The organism is Capilliphycus salinus ALCB114379, from assembly GCF_047276495.1.
GTDB classification, from domain to species: domain Bacteria; phylum Cyanobacteriota; class Cyanobacteriia; order Cyanobacteriales; family Microcoleaceae; genus Capilliphycus; species Capilliphycus salinus.
In genome coordinates this window covers 7,209,704-7,229,164 of sequence record NZ_CP178543.1, presented here as the reverse complement: position 1 = coordinate 7,229,164, position 19,461 = coordinate 7,209,704, and the positions used below count along the sequence as shown (strand labels likewise).

General features: G+C 41.5%; 19 protein-coding genes and 1 tRNA gene. 5 read left to right on the top strand and 15 right to left on the bottom strand.

The features are described from left to right. Positions 1-245 precede the first annotated feature (245 nt). Both ACL6C3_RS29400 and ACL6C3_RS29395 read left to right on the top strand, forming a co-directional pair. On the top strand, positions 246-455 hold the full coding sequence (locus tag ACL6C3_RS29400) for a hypothetical protein (protein WP_413163552.1): 210 nt from the start codon (positions 246-248) through the stop codon (positions 453-455). Positions 456-657: 202 nt separating this feature from the next. Continuing rightward, entirely contained in the window at positions 658-1,035 is a 378-nt protein-coding gene (locus tag ACL6C3_RS29395) for a hypothetical protein (RefSeq protein WP_413163551.1), read from the top strand. A 58-nt stretch (positions 1,036-1,093) separates the two neighbouring features. Here ACL6C3_RS29395 and ACL6C3_RS29390 read toward each other — a convergent pair whose 3' ends face one another. From ACL6C3_RS29390 to ACL6C3_RS29380, 3 genes are all read right to left on the bottom strand, one after another. Next, positions 1,094-2,998, bottom strand: coding sequence for an ABC-ATPase domain-containing protein (locus ACL6C3_RS29390; RefSeq protein ID WP_413163550.1), 1,905 nt, complete (start codon positions 2,996-2,998; stop codon positions 1,094-1,096). Between the two features lie 241 nt (positions 2,999-3,239). Further along, entirely contained in the window at positions 3,240-4,310 is a 1,071-nt protein-coding gene (locus ACL6C3_RS29385) for a M28 family peptidase (protein WP_413163548.1), read from the bottom strand. Positions 4,311-4,321: 11 nt separating this feature from the next. Next, complete coding sequence (locus ACL6C3_RS29380; protein WP_413163546.1) at positions 4,322-4,870, bottom strand: hypothetical protein; 549 nt, start codon at positions 4,868-4,870, stop codon at positions 4,322-4,324. A gap of 251 nt (positions 4,871-5,121) precedes the next feature. Between ACL6C3_RS29380 and ACL6C3_RS29375 the strand changes: the two genes are divergently transcribed. Beyond that, on the top strand, positions 5,122-5,664 hold the full coding sequence (locus ACL6C3_RS29375; protein WP_413163544.1) for a zinc ribbon domain-containing protein: 543 nt from the start codon (positions 5,122-5,124) through the stop codon (positions 5,662-5,664). A gap of 12 nt (positions 5,665-5,676) precedes the next feature. On the opposite strand, the gene ACL6C3_RS29370 is transcribed toward ACL6C3_RS29375, so the two are convergent. Further along, positions 5,677-6,552: an SPFH domain-containing protein gene (locus ACL6C3_RS29370; protein WP_413163543.1), complete on the bottom strand. Its 876-nt coding sequence runs from the start codon at positions 6,550-6,552 to the stop codon at positions 5,677-5,679. 331 nt (positions 6,553-6,883) lie between these two features. Further along, a complete protein-coding gene (locus ACL6C3_RS29365; RefSeq protein ID WP_413163541.1) occupies positions 6,884-7,696 on the bottom strand; it encodes an SDR family NAD(P)-dependent oxidoreductase in 813 nt (270 codons plus the stop codon). 497 nt (positions 7,697-8,193) lie between these two features. Between ACL6C3_RS29365 and ACL6C3_RS29360 the strand changes: the two genes are divergently transcribed. Both ACL6C3_RS29360 and ACL6C3_RS29355 read left to right on the top strand, forming a co-directional pair. Beyond that, positions 8,194-9,114 (top strand): DMT family transporter, encoded by a 921-nt coding sequence (locus ACL6C3_RS29360; protein ID WP_413163539.1) that lies wholly within the window; start codon positions 8,194-8,196, stop codon positions 9,112-9,114. A gap of 182 nt (positions 9,115-9,296) precedes the next feature. Then, positions 9,297-11,210, top strand: a complete 1,914-nt coding sequence (locus tag ACL6C3_RS29355; protein WP_413163538.1) for a transketolase C-terminal domain-containing protein — start codon at positions 9,297-9,299, stop codon at positions 11,208-11,210. Between the two features lie 1,195 nt (positions 11,211-12,405). Here the strand turns inward: ACL6C3_RS29355 and ACL6C3_RS29350 are convergent. From ACL6C3_RS29350 to ACL6C3_RS29305, 10 genes are all read right to left on the bottom strand, one after another. Next, complete coding sequence (locus ACL6C3_RS29350) at positions 12,406-12,786, bottom strand: hypothetical protein (RefSeq protein WP_413163536.1); 381 nt, start codon at positions 12,784-12,786, stop codon at positions 12,406-12,408. Between the two features lie 140 nt (positions 12,787-12,926). Next, complete coding sequence (locus ACL6C3_RS29345; RefSeq protein ID WP_413163534.1) at positions 12,927-13,259, bottom strand: XisI protein; 333 nt, start codon at positions 13,257-13,259, stop codon at positions 12,927-12,929. After that, on the bottom strand, positions 13,247-13,663 hold the full coding sequence (locus tag ACL6C3_RS29340) for an element excision factor XisH family protein (RefSeq protein WP_413163532.1): 417 nt from the start codon (positions 13,661-13,663) through the stop codon (positions 13,247-13,249). The genes ACL6C3_RS29345 and ACL6C3_RS29340 overlap by 13 nt, the downstream gene beginning before the upstream one ends. A gap of 24 nt (positions 13,664-13,687) precedes the next feature. Further along, positions 13,688-14,350, bottom strand: a complete 663-nt coding sequence (locus tag ACL6C3_RS29335; protein WP_413163530.1) for a DUF4291 domain-containing protein — start codon at positions 14,348-14,350, stop codon at positions 13,688-13,690. A 5-nt stretch (positions 14,351-14,355) separates the two neighbouring features. Continuing rightward, the gene (locus ACL6C3_RS29330; protein WP_413163528.1) at positions 14,356-14,982 is read right to left on the bottom strand and encodes a hypothetical protein; all 627 of its coding nucleotides are present in this window, start codon (positions 14,980-14,982) and stop codon (positions 14,356-14,358) included. 8 nt (positions 14,983-14,990) lie between these two features. Then, complete coding sequence (locus ACL6C3_RS29325; RefSeq protein ID WP_413163526.1) at positions 14,991-16,430, bottom strand: vWA domain-containing protein; 1,440 nt, start codon at positions 16,428-16,430, stop codon at positions 14,991-14,993. Positions 16,431-16,809: 379 nt separating this feature from the next. Continuing rightward, positions 16,810-16,878, bottom strand: a tRNA-Tyr gene (locus tag ACL6C3_RS29320). A 54-nt stretch (positions 16,879-16,932) separates the two neighbouring features. Continuing rightward, positions 16,933-17,187, bottom strand: coding sequence for a hypothetical protein (locus ACL6C3_RS29315; RefSeq protein ID WP_413163525.1), 255 nt, complete (start codon positions 17,185-17,187; stop codon positions 16,933-16,935). Between the two features lie 122 nt (positions 17,188-17,309). Continuing rightward, on the bottom strand, positions 17,310-17,510 hold the full coding sequence (locus ACL6C3_RS29310; protein ID WP_413163524.1) for a hypothetical protein: 201 nt from the start codon (positions 17,508-17,510) through the stop codon (positions 17,310-17,312). A 427-nt stretch (positions 17,511-17,937) separates the two neighbouring features. Then, the gene (locus ACL6C3_RS29305; RefSeq protein ID WP_413163522.1) at positions 17,938-19,419 is read right to left on the bottom strand and encodes a DASH family cryptochrome; all 1,482 of its coding nucleotides are present in this window, start codon (positions 19,417-19,419) and stop codon (positions 17,938-17,940) included. Between the last annotated feature and the right edge of the window lie 42 nt (positions 19,420-19,461).

Sequence of the window (19,461 nt, the reverse complement as noted above, 5' to 3'; positions counted from 1 at the left end):
GCCAATTTTGCCACAATCACTCTATTGGGTGATGTGGGTGGGGTCTAGGAGTCGGTAAGTTAGAAAGTAAATCCGAAACATGATGACGACCTCAAAATAGCTTGGATGCCTTGGCTTTTGGCTCCGAGCTATTTTTTTTTGTGTGTTCGCTCACTCAAGTCGCGAAGATCACCCGGTTAGGTGAATTCAATCCAATATCGCAAAAGATATATTGAATAATAACAGCAGAGGAAGGAAAATGCAAGATGACAGATGAAGTCTTAAATGCTCAACTTCAGGCTTCGGTTCAATCTATATTTCAAACAATCTTCGCAACGAATCAAATGACTCGCTCTGACTTACAAACGTTGGTTCTTTTTATTCGAGGTACTCAAGAATTATTACCGGAAGATTTACAAAATATCAATTTAATCATTGAACTTTTGCAATCGGGTCAGTTAAAAATTTTAGGCTAATATCATTTCTTTCTAATCATGCAACTTTTGACGATTCCCTTATCCCCCCTTAATCCCCCCTTTGAAAGGGGGGTGGCGAAGGCGTTGCCTATCCGAAGGATATAGCCGGGGGGATCAATTAGATGCAGCTTCATAAAGAATTGGTATAAAGAGTATTGATGATTAATCGCCAATTATTTCACAATTTTTAAGGGAGGTAATTATGGAGGATAACAGCAGAAGTTCTTATTCGGTGTATGCTCAAATCATGCAATGGGAACGCGCACAACGCTTGGCAGAATACAAACAACAGCAAGAACTTGAACGCTTAAGAACCGGCTCAAAACCATCTCCTCTACAATCTAGAAATGTTTCCAAATGTTCTCATTCTTCCCGACTACAATCTTCATTAAAACCCAAAAAACACATCTATAAAACTAATAATTCTGTGGCAATTTTTTTAATATTAGGTTGGTTGATGGGAATAGTAACTTACTGGGGTTTTACTCAAGTTTCGGCTAATTTTACCGCTAAAACGCAACAGCAAAATTCTGTTTTATTGCGGAGTAATTCTTTGAGTTATCATCAATTTTCTGTTTGAATGCTATTGTTGAGATTTCGATAGAGACGTTGGAGACAACGCCTCTATATTTTAGCCTTTAGGATTCTTCGTTCGGGGTTGGTGCAGGTGTAGATTCGGTTTCTTCTACAGATTCAACTGCTTGTACAGATTTCATTTCTTGTGTAGATTTCACTTCTAATGTTCGGACTCGGTTAATAGCGGCGGCGAGTTCAAATCGTCGAAACATGGCTAAATCTCCTTGAGGAAAAGGGGTAATAACATCCAATCCTTTTTCGGCAATATCGGCCATAACTCGATCTAAAATTTCAGACAGAGTATATTCACCATTAATATATTGTTTTCTAGCATAAACCATTGCCGCTGCGATCGCCCGTAATTGATCTTTTGAAACAAGCTGTTCAACGGCGGACAAATCAACATCTTCGGTTCCAAAGGTGACTTCATCGATATCGCGAACTTTCACCCGGACATCTCGCCGTCCGCGACTGGGATCTAAACTGTCTGGGATGGGAATTCGGGGTCGAATATGACCAAATTGTTCGCCGCCTTCTGTGGTCCGACCTGTTGTAAATTCGGCGGCGATTTCTTTGGCTTTTTCGGTTAATTCTTGGGGTTGAAAATTCTCCATTGCGATCACCGTATCGGCGACATCAAAATAATCGCCACTTCCCCCCATAACTAAAATTGTAGACACGCCATAATCGGTGTAAAGTTGGCGAACTTTATCAATAAATGGGGTAATGGGTTCTTGTTCTTTGGCGATCAGGGCTTGCATTCGGCGATCGCGAATCATAAAATTAGTGGCGGCGGTATCTTCATCAACTAATAAAACCGGAGAATTCCCCTTGTTAGCGGAGTCATTTGTGAGGCGAACAATCACCTCTAAAGCCTCCATAATATTCGCCGCTTGGGAGGTACTACCGCTGGCATTTTCGGTGGTAAATTCTAGGGTAGAGCGTCCTTGAGGCAATTGATTAATAAAAGGAGAAATATCAACCCCGGCAACGCTGCGACCATCTTCGGCCCTAATTTTCACGGCATCGGAACTGGTGGCAACACATTCTCGTCCGTCGCCATAAATATGATTATAAACGCCCAATTCTATGGCGTGAAGTAAGGTTGATTTCCCGTGATATCCTCCGCCAACAATCAAGGTAATTCCTTTGGGAATTCCTAAGCCTTTAATCTCGCCGGAATTGGGGCGATTAAATTCTACTTCTAAAGATGCGGGCGATTGAAATGGGACCACATCGGTTTGTAGAGGTCGGGAATCAACGCCGCTGCGCCGGGGTAAAATGGCACCATTGGGAATGAAAGCAACTAATCCTTTTTCGGCGAGTTGTTGACGCAACCAGTCGTTATCTTCGACGGTTTCAACGTGCCGTTTACAAACTTCGGGATCGAGGTTTTTATATTTAAGAGAACGTTCAACAATTAGGGGAATATCATCACAAATCATCGCCGCTGCTTGCCGCCCTAAAATTTGTCGTCCTCGGGCGGGAAGTCCGACAAAAAAGCGCATTTCGATGCCTTTTTCTTTGGTGGAAGGCATGGGTTTAGCCCGTTGTAAAGCGGGGTTGCCGCCGGTGAGTTTGGGTGCGGGAGGGGCAATATAAATAAAACGGGCTGAGGTGCGTTCTAAGACTTCTTGTCCCATTTTTGTAATCGCAATCATCCCGCTTTTTCCGGTCCCCCGACGGCTGCTAATATCTCGGCTACTGCGGTCAAATTGGCGGGTGAGGTAGTCTCGTAAAGCTATTTCTCGAATGGAGGTTTTGTAGAGTTCGGGGGGAAAATTTGCGACGTTGGGCGGGATATGAACTCGAAACTTACTGGGGGCGGCAAAGGGATCGCCTTGAACGTAATCAATAATTAGGGTAAAGTCATCAAACTCGTAAGTACCGAGAATATCTTTGTATGCTTTATAACCTCGGTTGTCGAGATCGAGTAATAGTTGGCGGAGGTCTTCTTTTGTGTTCATGAGTCAAGTCTCGATGAGTGTATGATTAATTGTTTCCATCCGGGAGAATTTTGGTGTGAGTTGAATGTTCATCTCACGGGTCAAGTTTGCCGAATCAGAAAGCTAAAGAGAGAGCCTACCTTTTTAGAGAGTGAACTTATTATATCAGACGATTTTCAGTTTATATCGGGGGTTCATCCGTTAATTGTTTGGGTGAATGGTCAACGCTTGAATTTTGTCCCAATTTTGTCCCAATTTTTATTTAATATTCTAATAAACGAGTCACCACATTGACAATAACTTGAGCCGAACCCATCAGGAATTCTCGGTCAAGATTGTCTAAAGTATCGGTGGGTTGATGATAATAAGGCGAGCGGAGATTGGCGGTATCTGTTACTAAGACGGCGGGAATATTTTGATACCAAAAGGGGGCGTGATCGCTGCGTAAAACATCGGGGGTGAGTAGGCCTTTTAAGGGGATGGGTAAGGGAACAACGGGGGGTAAATTGGGTTTGGATAAGCGAGAAGATATCCCCTGAAATGATGCTAACAAGTCTCGGTGTTGGGCTTCTCCGACGATGACTAAAAACTCGCCTTTGTTGGGAGAAGTTACCCCATTTGCCTGTAATAAAGGTGCGACATTTAAGCCGGGAGGATACTGTTGACAGCCCTCAACTCGACAGGCATAACCGACCATATCCAAAATAATAACATCGCGCAAATTTTGTATATTTTCGGGGCGAATGGTAAAGGCTAAACTTCCTAAAAGTCCGGGTTCTTCTTGGTCAAAAAATACAATTTCTAAGGAATTTGCTGTTGATTTTGAACCGAACAACCGGGCGACTTCTAAGATTACGGCGATTCCGCTAGCATTATCATCGGCACCGGGTGAGTTCGGCACGGTATCATAATGAGCGCCAATTAATAGAGTGGGAGCTTGAGGATCGTTACCGGGTGTTTTAGCAACTATATTAACACCTTGTTCAAAGGTTTGCAAGGTAGGAGTTAGTCCAAATTGTTTGAGTTGTTTGATTAAATAATTGCGGGTAAATTCCCGATGATTTTCTGTATAACGTTCTCCGACTAGGCTTTCGAGATGACTCCAAATTTGTTCGGGGTCTATTTCTGGATTTGGCGGAGAATTTGCGGGTTGCACCTCGGATAATAAAGGGGTTTTCTCAGGTTTGGGTTTCGCTTCAACACTGGCTTTTTTTGAGAGAAAAATAGGGGAGTCTCGGAAAACTAAAATATTATAAATGTCGGTTTTCCAACTGCCGATAACGATGAGAGAACCCACAATTAAAAATAAGGCGATCATTCGTTTCCTAATCATTGACTCGGCGCTCAATCTTTCTCTAAATTAATTTCTTGATGGGTTAATTCTAGCCCATTTTCCGTTTCTTGAATCACGGGAACGGTTGGAATTTGATCGCGGTAAACGAGTTGAGGGGGTTCGGGTAGCCAATCTTGATAACGGGGTTGAAAACTATGAGAAAATTGCCAAAAGTTTTGAACTTCCTGTTTGATTTGCTGCGATAATTGATTAATGGTTCGCGCTTTTTGACCTAATTCCAACCAAATTTCTTTCGCCTGCAATTCATAAATTTTTGCTTGTTTAACGGCGAGTTTAGCTTGAATTTTTTTCATTTTTAAATGAATTGCTTTAATCTCTCGCTCTAAGTCGGGTAAATTCACTGACCATTGGGTGACTTGAGTTTGACATTGTTGATCGAATTCGGCTTGAGCCTCTGGGGAGTTGTCTTTGGGAAAGATTAGCATCCCGTAAAAACAAGAACGTTTGTCACATAAAGCCCGATATTCAGCTTGTATTTCATCGAGTTGTGCTTTAATCTCATTCCATTCCGATTGTAGCTGTTCAATTGCTTGACTCATGGTTTAATCGCTCGTTCAAACAGAGGCATTTTTTGAGTTTACCAAAAACTGCGCCTTTAGGTTATTTTAATTTTCGCGAATTGGCGATCGCAATTTTTTTAGGAGACTTGAGGAGCGGTCAAAAATTCGAGTTGATGAATTTATTCTCTATTTTGGGCTAAATTTATAACACAATAATTAAGAAAGTCTGATTGGAATTGACCTGACTTTACTATAATTGAGTTAGATGTGAAGTTCAAGAGGGGGCAAATATGGCTTATCTATGCGAACTGAGTTCAACTCAGAAAGTCTACTTAGATTCTCAAGCCAACCAAACCGTTGTTACGACAGTCACCAGCAGTCCCGGACAACAACAGCAGTCCAGTAGCAGTTTTACCACCGGAAGTTGGACTTCTCCTCCTCAGGTTTACCGTCATAACGGGGGAATTACGATTGAAATTGAAACGGCACAGGGAAAATACTATATTAATGTGCAGGGAAATAGCATGGGGATGGTAAATCATCCACCTTCGACAAATCAATCTCAGATGCTACAACTGCAACAAGTTTCTAGTATTCCCAACGCCACAATGTCTCCGATGAAACCGATGGAACCGATGAAAATGGAGCCGATGAAACCGATGGAACCGATGAAAATGGAGCCGATGGAAATGCGGATGGGAAATATGGAAATGCGTTTGAATTCTCCCGAACAATCAACCCATCCCACCCGACATTTTTGTAGTCAATGTGGTGCTTCTGTTAAGCCAGAAGACCGCTTTTGTTCGAGTTGCGGCCATCGTCTTGACTCCTAAATTCACGGGGATTTAGCTGGCGCTATTGCCGATATTATCATCGGGTTTTTTGCTCATATCCGGCTTGACGATTTTCAATTTTCTAGACCCCGAACTATCTCGGGGAGAACTTTCGAGATCTTCCTCCATTAAGTTCCCCAGTGCTTCATTAAGTTGACCGGGATTCATAAAGATAATTTTGGAATTGTTACTTGCACTTAATTTCTGATGAGCTTCAACGTATTGTTTGGCAATCAAATATTGAATAAACTCCCGACTATTGGGCGGAATTTGTAGAGATTTAGACAAAATTTCTATTGATTCGGCTTCGCTGCGAGCAATACTAATTTCAGCCCGTTTTTTGTTTTCTGCCGCTTTTTCCTGCTCCATTGATTTCATAATTGCCGCAGGCGGGGTAACACTTTGGAGGTTAACCCGAATAACTTTAATTCCCCAGTTGTCTGTGGCTTCGTCTAAAGTTTTCAGGAGCAAATCGTTAATTTCATTAATTGACGAGAACAGTTCTCTCATCTCAATTGTAGCAATTTTTGCTCGCAGGGTTGTCAGAACTAAATTAGCAATTGATTGTTCAACTTGTTCAACGTTATAGTAAGATTTCTCGATATCTTCGATTTTCCAATAAACAACGGCATCAATGGTTAAGGGAGTATTATCCCCGGTAATCACTTCCTGAGGTTTGATGTCGATAAACCGTTCCCGTGTGGTGTCGTAGTGGACGACTTTTTCCAAAAAGGGGATAATATAACGAACTCCGGGTTTTAGGGTGCGGTGGCGGCCATTTAAACCTTCGACAATGGCTTGATCTCCACCACTGACGACTTTGACGGAGGAATTAAACACCACCCCAATCACTAATGCAGCAAAGAAGCTAAGTAAATACTGAGCCATAATACAATATGATGTTGAGTACCAAGAGCGAGAATAGGTCTATAGTAGCACCGTTTCTCGCCAACAGATCAATGACCTATTGACCGATTTCTCGTTAAGTTAAACGGAATTCTTTGTTAAGTCATCTTTTCTTAACCCAACTTTACATCTGGTGACTCAAAACCCCCCGATAACGAACTTGATTGTTTCTCTCTTTTTCCATTGTAACAAACTGACTGCTTGTTGTTGGACTTTAGTCCTTCTTTTTTGCGCTAAAGCACAACAACGAATTAACTGCTTGTTGTTGAATTTTAGTCCTTTTCTTGCGCTAAAGCGCGACAACGAACTGAGTTTATTTTCGCTGATTTTGGGCTTGACCCATTATAAACTGCATTAACCCCGGAAACAACCGATAGGCTTCTGTTGCAAACGACGTCAACCCGACAACGGTTTCTGATTTTTTCTGATCCACCGCTTCCCAAATGGCTTTAGCAATATCTTCCGGTTGGCTAACAAAAGAAGATTCTAACAGGCTTTGCATTTGTTGGCGACGCTGTTCAACTTCGCTATCATTTTCGCCGCGAAATTGCGCTCTTTCCATGAAATTACTGTTAATAACTCCCGGATGAACCGCACAGACATGAATCCCTTTTGAAGCGAGTTCTAAACGCAAAGTTTCTGTTAGTCCGGTAACAGCATATTTACTCGCACAGTAAGCCGTCATATCGGGTACGGGCATTTTTCCCCCAACGGAACCAACGTTAACAATAGTTCCTTTTTTTCGTTCGAGAAAATGGGGTAAAAGGGCGTTAATGGTATGGATATAACCCCAGAAGTTGGTATTCATTATTTGTTGCCAATCTTCCAAGGTGGTTTTTGCCATTGAACCCGTCAAACAAATTCCGGCATTGTTCACCAAAACATCAATATTTCCGTAAGCATCTAAGGCTTTTTCAACTAACTCTTTAACCTGTTGAACTTCTCCCACATCTGCCGGAATTGGTAACGCCGAACCGCCCAGATTTCGGACTTCGTTTGCAGCCGCTTCTAGACGTTCTAAATTGCGGGCTGTTAACACGACATTATAACCTTTTTTAGCAAACAGTAAAGCGGTTGCTTTCCCACTTCCTTGAGAGGCGCCAGTAATTAAAACGGTAGAAACCATGATAAATTTTCAACCTGTACAATGTATTCAGAAATCCGGTAACTTTCGCGAAATCGGGTTTCTAGGAATATTATGATAGATGATAGATTTTTCTGCAACAATTGAGAAGTTATATGATATCCGAGTAATCAATAATCATGCTGTAGGGGCGGGTTCAGGATTGATTTTGACGACCACTCCGAGATTGATTTCAACCCGCCCCACCCCTAATATCCCACTAATCAACAATCATGCTGTAGGGGCGGGTTCAGGATTGATTTTGACGACCACTCCGAGATTGATTTCAACCCGCCCCACCCCCATAACAATATTAATTAACCGGATATCATATAAATTTGGACTGAACCCGCCCGACGGTTTTTTTGAGAATAAATGATAGATTTTTATGCAACAATTGAGAAGTTAACATTAAGGGGGGCGGGTTTATATAGATTATTGATGAGAAAGATAAATTTTGGCCGAACCCGCCCCTACGGTTTTTTTGATAATAGATTTTTATGCAACACTCTAATTCTACTTCGCCCTGGTTAGTCGGTTTTGTGGTATTTATCGGAGTAATTGGCGTTTCGACGGGTGCAATTTTAGTCCGTTTGGCAACAGCAACCGCCGAGATTAATAGTGTAGGATTTAGTTTGGTGATGTCGGCTTCCCGGCTAACGTTTGCGGCGTTACTTTTGGTTCCGACTTGGCGAAAAATAACTTGGCGATCGCTAGAACCCGGAGCGTTATTTTATGCGGCAATAGCGGGGGTTTGTTTGGCGTTACACTTTGCCACCTGGATCACATCTTTATCTTACACCTCAATCGCCGCTTCGACAACATTAGTGACAACCAGCCCCATTTGGGTGGCAATTTTATCGGCAATTTGGTTAAAAGAGAAACCGTCAAAACTAACAATATTGGGGATAATTATTGCTTTAACGGGCGGGATAATCATTGCTTTGGGAGACGGAAATACAACAGACGCGAGTCAAAATCCGACGTTGGGAAATAGTTTGGCTTTAATTGGCGCTTGGGCAATTAGTTTTTATCTAATTTTCGGACGAGAAGCCCAACAAAGAGGATTTAAAATAGGCGGTTATGTAGCCGTTGCTTATACCGTTGCCGCCTTAATTTTATTACCGTTACCGTTTTTCTTCGGAACAAATTATAGCGGCTATCCGAACTTAGTGTATGTTTACCTAATCTTAATGGCAATTTTACCGCAACTTGTCGGACATACAAGTTTTAGTTGGGCGGTTAACCGGACTTCTCCAACTTTAGTGATGTTAGCAATATTATTTGAACCGGTGGGGGCGAGCGGTTTGGGGTATGTCTTTTTTGAAGAAATTCCCTCAGTAGCGGTGTTAGGGGGTGCTATTGTGATTTTAACCGGAGTGGCAGTTGCGGTATTAGGTACAAAATCCAATAGTATTTAATCTCAAAATAACGGTAAACTTCTAATAGCAGCAGTTCACTACCCCTTCGAGGAGACCCCTAACTTTTACTGAGAGGGTTGGCAGACGTCACCCAAATCTATACGCTTTAATTAAAGTCGATTGCTGCTGTTAATTGCTTCTATCGAAGACCAAACACTCACCCAACGTATAAAGTATTACCGATGACAGTCACTCAAGCTACTTTTCCGATAGACCTCGGGGCCTACAAACCCCTCTCACTCGACCCCGCCAACTCTACCCTAACCGACGAACAGAGAGAAACCCTCAAAGCCAACATCCAACTCTGTCGCGATACTATCGTATTTTTCACGGCGACGGGTGCAGCCAGAGGCGTTGGCGGTCACACGGGCGGTCCTTATGATACGGTACCGGAAGTGATGATCCTCGATGCGCTATTCCGAGGTAAACCGGATAAATTTGTACCGATTTTCTTTGATGAAGCCGGACACCGAGTCGCGACTCAATACTTGATGGCGACGCTAGCGGGCGAACTTCCGGCTGAGAAACTCGTTCATTATCGCATGGCCGGTTCTACCCTACCCGGACACCCCGAACTTGGACTCACACCGGGGGTAAAATTTAGTTCCGGTCGTTTGGGTCATATGTGGCCTTATGTTAACGGTGTGGCGAGGGCGAACCCCAATAAAACGGTTTTCTGTTTGGGTTCCGATGGGTCACAACAGGAAGGAAACGACGCCGAAGCCGCACGCTTGGCCGTTTCTCAAAACCTCAACGTTAAGCTAATTATTGATGACAATGATGTTACTATTGCCGGACATCCTTCTGAATATATTCCCGGTTTTAGTGTTGCGAAAACTTTGGAAGGTCACGGACTGAAAATCTTAGAAGGAAACGGCGAAGATATTGATGATCTCTACCGTCGTATCTGCGAAGCCGTGAATACTGACGGGCCGGTTGCTGTGGTGAATAAACGTCCGATGGCTGTTGGAATAGAAGGAATAGAAGGGTCCGAACACGGTCACGATGTTGTTCCCGTTGATAAGGCGATTAAATACTTAGAAGCAAAAGGTAGAACTGCTGCGGTAGACTATCTCAAGAGTATTGAAAAGCCCAAACAAACCTATACTTTTATGGGTTCGAGTGATAAAGTTGGGTCGAACCGGAATGTATTTGGTGAAGCGGTGGTTTCGGTTTTGCAAGGAATGAACGACGCCGAACGCAAAGAAAAAGTCATGTGTATTGATAGTGACTTAGAGGGTTCTTGCGGTTTAAAAGCGATCGGTGAAGCGTTCCCCGAGATTTATATTAAAGCCGGAATTATGGAACGGGGCAACCTCTCGGCTGCCGCAGGTTTTGGAATGGAAAAAGGCAAACAAGGAATTTTCGCCACGTTCAGCGCCTTTTTAGAAATGTGTATTTCTGAAATTACAATGGCGCGGTTGAATTATTCTAACTTGCTTTGCCATTTTTCCCACTCCGGTATTGATGACATGGCCGATAATACTTGTCACTTCGGTTTGAATAATATGTTCGCCGATAATGGCTTGGATGATGGTTATGAAACCCGGTTATATTTCCCCGCAGATGCCAACCAAATGAAGGCTTGTGTTGAGGCGGTTTTTTCCGATCCGGGGTTGCGGTTTATTTTCTCAACTCGTTCAAAAGTGCCTTATATTTTGAATACCGATGGCGGTAATTTCTTCGGTGAAGGATACAAGTTTACTCCCGGAAAAGATGAAATTATCCGCGAAGGAACGGCCGGATATATTGTTAGTTTTGGAGATGCTTTGTACCGTTCTCTCGATGCGGTTGAACGCCTCAAACAAGAAGGAATTGATGTCGGTTTAATTAATAAGGCGACGTTGAATGTTGTTGATGAAGAAATGATGGCAAAAATTGGTCAGTCTCCAATGGTTGTTGTTGTTGAAGCGTTTAACCGTCGAACCGGACTCGGTAGCCGTTTTGGAACTTGGTTGTTAGAACGGGGTTTTTCACCGAAGTTCGCCAGTTTAGCAACTTATCACGAAGGTTCTGGCGGGTTGTGGGAACAATATCCCCATCAAGGTATTGATCCCGATGGTATTATGAACAAGGTCAAAGCGTTACTCGGTTAAATTAGAAACCGGGTTTCTTTGTTGTAGGGTGCGTCAAACCCTAAATCTTGAAATTTTTGAGAAAAAATCAGAGAAATTGACGCACCATAATTATATGAGGGCGGGTTTATATAGATTATTGATGAGAAACATACATCTGTACAGAACCCGCCCCTACAATCACGACAGTTGTGAAGTGCGTCAAACCCTAAATCTTGAAATTCTTGAGAAAAAATCAGAGAAATTGACGCACCATAATTATATGAGGGCGGGTTTATATAGATTATTGATGAGAAACATACATCTGTACAGAACCCGCCCCTACAATCACGACAGTTGTGAAGTGCGTCAAACCCTAAATCTTGAAATTTTTGAGAAAAAATCAGAGAAATTGACGCACCATAATTATATGAGGGCGGGTTTATATAGATTATTGATGAGAAACATACATCTGTACAGAACCCGCCCCTACAATCACGACAGTTGTGAAGTGCGTCAAACCCTAAATCTTGAAATTTTTGAGAAAAAATCAGAGAAATTGACGCACCATAATTATATGAGGGCGGGTTTATATAGATTATTGATGAGAAACATACATCTGTACAGAACCCGCCCCTACAATCACGACAGTTGTGAAGTGCGTCAAACCCTAAATCTTGAAATTCTTGAAAAAAAATCAGAGAAATTGACGCACCATAATTATATGAGGGCGGGTTTATATAGATTATTGATGAGAAACATACATCTGTACAGAACCCGCCCCTACAATCACGACAGTTGTGAAGTGCGTCAAACCCTAAATCTTGAAATTCTTGAAAAAAAATCAGAGAAATTGACGCACCATAATCATATGAGGGCGGGTTTATATAGATTATTGATGAGAAACATACATCTGTACAGAACCCGCCCCTACAATCACGACAGTTGTGAAGTGCGTCAAACCCTAAATCTTGAAATTTTTGAGAAAAATCAGAGAAATTGACGCACCATAATCATATGAGGGCGGGTTTATATAGATTATTGATGAGAAACATACATCTGTACAGAACCCGCCCCTACAATCACGACAGTTGTGAAGTGCGTCAAACCCTAAATCTTGAAATTCTTGAAAAAAAATCAGAGAAATTGACGCACCATAATTATATGAGGGCGGGTTTATATAGATTATTGATGAGAAACATACATCTGTACAGAACCCGCCCCTACAATCAGGTTTCTAATCATCATAACTAAAATTTAGACTGACCATTTCGTTAGAATTTCCCCGACGACAAAAGACAACATTTTTACCCCGATCTTCTTTAAAACAAGAAACTTGCTGTTCAAATTGTCTAAAATTATTCTGATAACGACCCGGATCAATACCCAGTTTACCTCTAAATTCTCCCCAAGTGACATCGACAACCGCTTCACCTCCACAGATCATTTCAACTTCGCCTCTTTCCACATCCACATCGCCGAAATCGACTTCCGCTTCTGCATCTTCTATTTCCAAAATGCGACAGGCTTCTAGTTTATTTTCTCCACAGGCTGCTAAAATAGCGACTAGGGGAAGCGCCAGGGTGAAAATTCCGATTGATCTAATAGGTTTTAACACGGTAGTTAGGGTTTAATTCGACTCGATATAACCAACTACATCAACATTTTAGCCAACTTCGGAAGGTTTACAAAGATTATATTTAAGTTATATAGGTAAACAATATTATCTTTAGGTTAAGCGATTCTCCTATTGAGAGGTTACGCCAATGCAAACCCCGTATGGGGTCTAACATCCGGAAGATGAAACCCTAAAACAATGCGATCTTTGGGAATTCCAGCTTCTACTAATTCCGGTGTAATTCCATCTTCTGTATCATCCCGTTGAACCCAAATTTTACCCTCAATAATATCCAAGTGAACCATACAACTGTGTATTCGCTTAACTCCATCCCATCCCAAACTAATGATTAAATAACTGTCTGTTTCGGAGTCAACAACTAATTTGTATTGTACCTCATCATGGGTGTAAAATTTGGCGTTTGCAGCTAAAACTTGTTTAATGATTTGTCTATCATGGTTTAAGGTATCCATCGAACAATCACCTCTTTTTTGGGTTCAAAAATTAATAAATTTAGGTTTTCGGTTTCGATTAAAAGTTGACCTATTGGTTCTTCAAAAGTAGACTTATAAGTAGTTTCACGGACAGCTAGATACAATGCACGATTCGGTTCTGTTTTACGAAGAACAGCACGATACATCACAAACTGTCCAACTGCATTTCGCAAATCTTCAACATCAGAATAACCGATAAAGCTTTTGATTTCAACGGCTATTTTTCGGTCTTCTAGTTCGGCTGCGAGTAGTTGTTTTGCACCCAAGTCTACATACATATCCTTAGTTCCCCATCTCAAATGCAAGGGATCGTGAGTAATTGTCCAATTCTCTTTAATTAAGGCATTTTTAACAGCATCGTGATAGAGATCTAAAGCTGGCATGATTCTCTACAACAGCAATCAATATCAACTATTATATCCGATTTTGTCAAGTTTGGAAAGTCCTAATTTTTGAGCAACTTCTACAGAAGCAGCGGGATAAACGGTTTCAGTCGGAGTTATTAAATCCCTCCAATCTCCCCCGCAAATAACTTGATATTGTTCGCGAACAAAGTTAGAAATATCTTCAATTTCAACAATCCATTCTTGAGCATATTTTTTTAAAACTTCCCCTCGCAGTCCCAATTGAATCGCACGGCGTTCTAATTTGTCTCCAATGGGATTATGATCCGGGTCCCACTGCAAACGCACCTCGGAATTTTGAACCGCTTGTTTCCAGTTTTCTTGGGTTGAATAGATGTGAGGAATAAAGCTAGAATGAACGGCATTTTTTAAAATATCATCAAAAGCAGTTCGTTGTATTCTCACCGCTAAAATGACTTCTTGTTCGGCTTTGGTTCCCCATCCCGAACGGTACATCATCCAGAGAAAATTGGGTTTAATCCAACTCATCCGGTTGAGGCGAAATTCACCGCCAAAATAGCCATGTTTTGCCGCAAAATCACCAATTTCGGAACGGTAAGCTTGATAAACAATCACCGATGTTTCATCAAATTGTGCCAAAATATGATAACCGATTTGCGGCCATTTTTGAACTTGGTTAAGGTAGGATTCGGTTCGCAGTTTCATCGAATTTAGTATTGAGATAAAAACGGTTGATAATTTGCCATTTCTGAATGTCCAATGGGGTTGATTCCCTGTTGTAAAAGTTCAGAAGCAATTTTAACCGCAAAACAGCGATCGCTACTATGTTTAACGCCATATAAAGACAACAAAAACTTCGGTTCTACGAGCGTAAAAATTCTCACGTTTACAGTAGGAACATTCCCAACAAAAACGTCAAGAATAACCTTAATTGTTTCCCGGTCTAACTGAACAATTTTCGTATAACGAGAGAACGTCTCAGAACCAGGTAAACGATCAAATCTCGTCCAAGTTTTGTCGTAGCCCCGTTGTTTTAACTGAGTAATTAATTCAGCAAAATTTTCGGGTTTAACAAAAATATCGACATCTTTATGATCGTGAGCGTGTTTGTACTCGATATGATTTTCTGGCGTCATAAAATGCCAAGCCCATCCGCCCGATAATACAACTTTATCGCTAATGGCGTTAATCTCATCTAAAATAACATCCAGTCGAGTTTTATCCCACAACTCACCCAAACGTTTTGGGTTATGAATTCCCATTTTTAATCCCCTTAAATTTTTTAGATAAACGGCGAATAAAAAAGCATTACCCATCATTATAATGAATAATGCCAACTGTTTTTTTACTTGTTTATCCGTACAGGTAAAGCAGTCTCTAGAATTTCCATCAACAACTCTAACCGAGACGGACGAGATAACATCGGAACCAAGTTCGGAAGCGAGTAATAATCACCCGCAAAGGTGAAGGTTTCAACGGGGGCTTGTTGATTTTTGAGTTGGCGTTCAATCCAATGATTTGTATAACCAACTTTGACGATAATCACGTTCGGCATTACCCCCAATTCGCGGCAATACTGCTTATAAACGGTGGGAAAATAAGGCGTTTGATTTTCTCCTTCATCCGTCACCAAAATAATTTGATCGACGAGTTGACGCTTTTTCCGCATCACTTCTAACGCACAGCCTATACTGGTTCCTCCATCGGCTTTTATGTGTTTAAATGCCTGTTCCCAGTCACTTAATTCTTGACCTTTGGCAACAATCGGATAGGGGATTGTATCAAAGGCAAAAACATACAATTCCGCTTGAGTAATCCCCGAAATTAATGCCGCCAATTGTTTCCCAACTTCAATCGCATTTTGCATAGAACCGGACTTATCCACAAACAAAGCAGTGGGTTTGGTAATCGCACCCCGACGCTTAACTTGTTCGTTGGTAATTTGTTCTAATTTTGCTGCGGTTTCCGTGTCAAATTCGGCGACATTTCCCGCAACTTTTGCTTTAAAAGCAGAAACGCGATTGCTATTTTTTGCCTGTTCTAACTTGTCATCAATTAACGCTTTGACTTGGGGATTATCCATCGCACCCCGATTTTTAAGGGATTTGAGATTATTAATCACCTCTTGGGGAGTCATCGAATTAATTAACGCCACCAAAACCGGGGGTGTAAGCTGTTTAATTGTTCCCACAGCGATGGTGTAAGGAATGTTAAATTCAACAATTAAACGCGCTTGTTCGAGGGAGGTTTCTGCTTTATTTAACTGCTTAATGACCGCAGCTAATGACCCTTCTGGCGGTTCTTCTCGAAACAAAATTGCATTCGCCCGTTCGCTCGGTTTGATGTGCAAACTGGCGTAAAGATGCTTCATCGCTTTGCGTCCCCGCATTGCAGCCCGGTCAAATAAATTAATATTTTGTTCGCGTTTTTCGAGATAACGACGGACAGCAGTTCGAGCGGAACGGGGTAATTTATTCCGATGAATTTTCATAAAGTCTACCACCCGTGAAACTTGATAAGGGGGTAGTTCTTGTAACATCATAAAACCCGCATCTCGGTGTTCATTAATATCGCTCGTTAACAGATGAGCAATGAACACTTCTTGATGATCGCGAACATCTCCGTTTTGTTGATACCAAACCGCCAAATGACCGTAAAAAATGGGGTCAAGTTCAACAATTAATTGATGAATTTCTGCAACTTGTTCTAACTTCCGGTGGGGAGTTGTTAACAAGCTATTTAGCATTTCTAAACGTAAATCACGTTCGGCTGTATTCATTACCATTTTACCAACCTCCTTGGAATTTTGAGGAGGCAATCGCCACAGAATTAAAACTATTGAATAAGTTTTAAAAATTTTATATGAACCGCACAAGTTTGATAAGCTTTTGAACTGATCAAGTTTATCAACTTAAGTTTGTAAGCTTATCGGGTTGGGGTGCGGCGATCGCCATTTTTTTCTAAATTTATAGTCGGTTAAAAAACCCAATCTCAACTTGATATTTTTGAGTTAGAGTTTCTTCGGGTTTTTGAGAGTCCCGTATGAGTTTAAACAGCAGGAACCTTTTATTTTTCACCTATTAGGTAAATGGATGTAGGCTGTTTTGATCGGGATACGGGACGGGAGTTGAAAGCACTTCATACAAGTCAAAAAAGCTGTTGTTCATACGCAGGAGTTGAACCTGCTACCAATCGTTCTATAGACGAATGCTCTACCATTGAGCTAGTATGTAAGCTTCTTGAGTTAGGGTACGAAGTGAATCAACAATTGACAATAATGCAAAAATTTAGTTGGTTTTCATTCTCAAATTTGGGTTATTTTTATTCTCTGATACCCAACGACTACCGCCATCATGTTCTGTCGGTGGGCGTCGGTTGGACGATTTAACATTCAACTCTACCGCTTCTTTAATTACATTCTCGGGCGTATAGTTGGAGTAAGAATTCAGCGATGAAACCACATTAAATCCCATCGATGTGATCACAACACTCGCCGTTAATGTAACGAAGTTATAGACTTTTTTTTCTAATGCGATCGCCATGTTAATCCCTCCTCCAGAATTGCCTGTTTCCTGTCCGAGTTTGTGGAGAGAATCTGATTAAACTCGGGAACAGTTGAAAGAGGAATAAGCGATCTTTTAAAGGGATAAAGAAGATAAAAGACCTAACCGTAAACTGCTTCCGGACGAATAATCAAATCTCCACTTGGGCGATGATCAACCACGTATAAATTAAGGCGATCAAATTTCACTTCTAAATATTTCGCCACCCGTTGTTTAATGGCGTTATCAGTCATTTGATTTGTAATTTCAAGTTGATTTTCGTTAACGTCGTAGGAACGACCTTCAAACCGAATATGAACCATAATTTCACCTCGCTTGTCTTAAGCGTTATTTACATACTACATACATAATACAAACTTGTCAAGTGGTTTTCTGAAATTTTTGAGTTTTCGGTTGACTCTAGTCTGTAAAATGCTGACGCTGTAAGGGTTTCAGGAAATTATCCTCGGACTGAAAAACCGGGTTTTTAATCCTCTGTAGGGGCGGGTTCGGTCCAGATGTATGTCTCCCACCCCATCACCGACATAAACCCGCCCTACACACGTAATACAAAGTTGTCAAGTGGTCTTCTGAAATTTTTGAGTTGTCTGCTGACTGTAGTCCGTCAAATGCTGACGCTGTAAGGGTTTCAGACTGAAAAACCCGGTTTCTCAGAGAAACCGGGTTTTTGAACGTTTAGCTAATTGTATTTTCTTGTATTATATCGAGTGGAAAATCCTAAATTACTTCCTATCCCAGAGGACGTTTAGCTTTATTTAAAGCCGCCTCATAGGTTTTTTGATTGCTTTGAACGGACTTCATCAAATCAACAACAGGGTTAGGATAATCCACCCCCAATTGTACACCAAACCGCTTTTGTTCAACGGGTTGTAACTTCCAAGGTTCGTGAACTTTTGACGCCGGCAAACCCGCCAATTCCGGCAACCAATGCTTAACATAATCGCCATTGGGGTCATAATCTTTAGCCTGTTTGGGAATATTAAAATACCGAAAACCTCGCGCATCATTTCCGACACCTGCGGTATAATTCCAATTTCCCCAATTGCTACAAACATCATAATCAACTAACAGCGACTCGAACCATTCCGCCCCCATTTTCCAATTTATTCCTAAGTTTTTAGTCAGAAAACTGGCTACATTTTGGCGCCCTCGGTTCGACATAAAACCCGTTGCTGCAATTTCCCGCATATTCGCATCAACGAGGGGAAAACCTGTGGTTCCGGTACGCCAACGTTCAAAGCGTTCCCAGTCTTTTTTCCAGGGAATGGGAACCCCTTGCAACCCGGACAGACGGAAGATTTTATTGCCATGTTTTAGACAAATAAACCGAAAATAATCCCGCCACAGCAACTCAAAAACTAACCAATAAGTTGAATCATTTTTTACCCGTTGTTCTTCATAATCCTGTACATGGTCATAAATAAACCGGGGGGATAAACATCCCAGCGCCAACCAGGGAGAAAATTTAGAAGAATAATTCGCCCCCAACATTCCATTCCGGGTTTGTTTATACTCTTTCAAACAATCTTGTTCCCAAATATAATCGGTTAACCGCGCAATTCCGGCTGTTTCTCCGCCCTGAAATTTTACAACCGCTCGTTCATCAAACTGGGGAGTTTCTAAACCTAATTCTTGCAGTGTCGGCAATTCTCCGGGTTCAATTTTCGGTAAACTCGGTAAACGTTTGGGTGTGGGAAATGAGGCGTAAATTGTACCGTTTTTCTCAACTTGTTTCCGAAATTGGGTGAAAACTTCGGGAACTCTGTTAACGGGAAAGGGTAAATCATCAATATCGTAAAGGGTGGCACCCCAATAGGATTTTAACGCTACGCCTAACGGTTTTAACGCTTTTTCTAATGCGGTTTCAACGGCTAATTCTTCTGAGGTGACTTCCCGATAGTAGTAAACTGCATCAATTTCTAATTGTTTGACGATTTCAGGAATAACCGTCTCTGGGAAATCGTAACGGACAATTAAATCACTTCCCAATTTTCTGAGGGAGTTTCGTAAATCTGTTACGCTTTCGAGTAAAAATTGACCCCGAAATACTCCCGTTTTTGGGAAACCAAAGGAGGTTTTTCCAAATTGTCGGGGGTCAAAGCAGTATACGGGGATGATTTCTGCTTGGGCTTTTGTGGCTAAATGCAGGGGTTCGTGGTCGTGGACTCGTAAATCGTTCCGATACCAGATGAGAACTCGTTTATCGCTCATTTTTCGTTAATCTGATTTGCTGTCGTTACAAATCTTAACAAG

Excerpts from the sequence above, each read along its gene's own strand:
- ACL6C3_RS29310 (WP_413163524.1), bottom strand. The coding sequence starts at position 17,510 with ATGGTTCATATTCGGTTTGAAGGTCGTTCCTACGACGTTAACGAAAAT.
- ACL6C3_RS29315 (WP_413163525.1), bottom strand. The coding sequence starts at position 17,187 with ATGGCGATCGCATTAGAAAAAAAAGTCTATAACTTCGTTACATTAACG.
- ACL6C3_RS29360 (WP_413163539.1), top strand. The coding sequence starts at position 8,194 with ATGCAACACTCTAATTCTACTTCGCCCTGGTTAGTCGGTTTTGTGGTA.
- ACL6C3_RS29385 (WP_413163548.1), bottom strand. The coding sequence starts at position 4,310 with ATGATTAGGAAACGAATGATCGCCTTATTTTTAATTGTGGGTTCTCTC.
- ACL6C3_RS29375 (WP_413163544.1), top strand. The coding sequence starts at position 5,122 with ATGGCTTATCTATGCGAACTGAGTTCAACTCAGAAAGTCTACTTAGAT.
- ACL6C3_RS29370 (WP_413163543.1), bottom strand. The coding sequence starts at position 6,552 with ATGGCTCAGTATTTACTTAGCTTCTTTGCTGCATTAGTGATTGGGGTG.
- ACL6C3_RS29335 (WP_413163530.1), bottom strand. The coding sequence starts at position 14,350 with ATGAAACTGCGAACCGAATCCTACCTTAACCAAGTTCAAAAATGGCCG.
- ACL6C3_RS29390 (WP_413163550.1), bottom strand. The coding sequence starts at position 2,998 with ATGAACACAAAAGAAGACCTCCGCCAACTATTACTCGATCTCGACAAC.
- ACL6C3_RS29400 (WP_413163552.1), top strand. The coding sequence starts at position 246 with ATGACAGATGAAGTCTTAAATGCTCAACTTCAGGCTTCGGTTCAATCT.
- ACL6C3_RS29380 (WP_413163546.1), bottom strand. The coding sequence starts at position 4,870 with ATGAGTCAAGCAATTGAACAGCTACAATCGGAATGGAATGAGATTAAA.
- ACL6C3_RS29305 (WP_413163522.1), bottom strand. The coding sequence starts at position 19,419 with ATGAGCGATAAACGAGTTCTCATCTGGTATCGGAACGATTTACGAGTC.
- ACL6C3_RS29355 (WP_413163538.1), top strand. The coding sequence starts at position 9,297 with ATGACAGTCACTCAAGCTACTTTTCCGATAGACCTCGGGGCCTACAAA.
- ACL6C3_RS29325 (WP_413163526.1), bottom strand. The coding sequence starts at position 16,430 with ATGGTAATGAATACAGCCGAACGTGATTTACGTTTAGAAATGCTAAAT.
- ACL6C3_RS29340 (WP_413163532.1), bottom strand. The coding sequence starts at position 13,663 with ATGCCAGCTTTAGATCTCTATCACGATGCTGTTAAAAATGCCTTAATT.
- ACL6C3_RS29395 (WP_413163551.1), top strand. The coding sequence starts at position 658 with ATGGAGGATAACAGCAGAAGTTCTTATTCGGTGTATGCTCAAATCATG.
- ACL6C3_RS29365 (WP_413163541.1), bottom strand. The coding sequence starts at position 7,696 with ATGGTTTCTACCGTTTTAATTACTGGCGCCTCTCAAGGAAGTGGGAAA.
- ACL6C3_RS29345 (WP_413163534.1), bottom strand. The coding sequence starts at position 13,259 with ATGGATACCTTAAACCATGATAGACAAATCATTAAACAAGTTTTAGCT.